The sequence below is a fragment of the Candidatus Hydrogenedentota bacterium genome, assembly GCA_016791475.1.
Taxonomy (GTDB): Bacteria; Hydrogenedentota; Hydrogenedentia; order Hydrogenedentales; family JAEUWI01; genus JAEUWI01.
Genome location: JAEUWI010000227.1, coordinates 1 through 461 on the forward strand (window position 1 = coordinate 1; position 461 = coordinate 461).

1 protein-coding gene is annotated in these 461 nt (G+C 72.9%); it reads right to left on the minus strand.

Features of this window, described 5'->3' with window-relative positions:
- A partial coding sequence (locus tag JNK74_28870; protein MBL7650194.1) for a hypothetical protein occupies positions 1 to 461 on the minus strand: 461 nt, incomplete at both ends.

Consider the following 461-nt stretch of genomic DNA (forward strand, 5'->3'; position numbering starts at 1 on the left):
AGCGCGTCGGCGGCGGAGAGCGCCTCGCGGTCGCCGCGGTCGAGTTCCGCGCGGCGCACCAGATCATCCACATCGTCATAGGCCCGCTCCTGCCGCGCGGCGACGATGCGTCCGACGGCCGCCGCCGACAAGTGTTTGACCAGCCGCAGGCCCAAGCGTATGGCCGGCTGGTGACGCATGTCCGGCGCCGGGTTGGCAGCGGTGTCCTCTGCGCCCGGCGGGGCGGCCAGGGTCGCGGCCAGCGCCGTGCGCCAGCGCTCGCGCGCGGCCGCATCGTCTTCCAGGGTGCAGTCGGCTTGGCTCACGGTCACGTCCACCGGCTGCACCGTGATCCCCAGGCGGCGCGCCTCCTGCAGAAGGCGGTCATGCACCACCTCCTTGGAGGCCAGGTTGGCCATGCGTCGGCACACATCGTTGAGGCGGGCCTCGGTCACCTTCAGCTGGCGGGCGTAGTCGGGCAG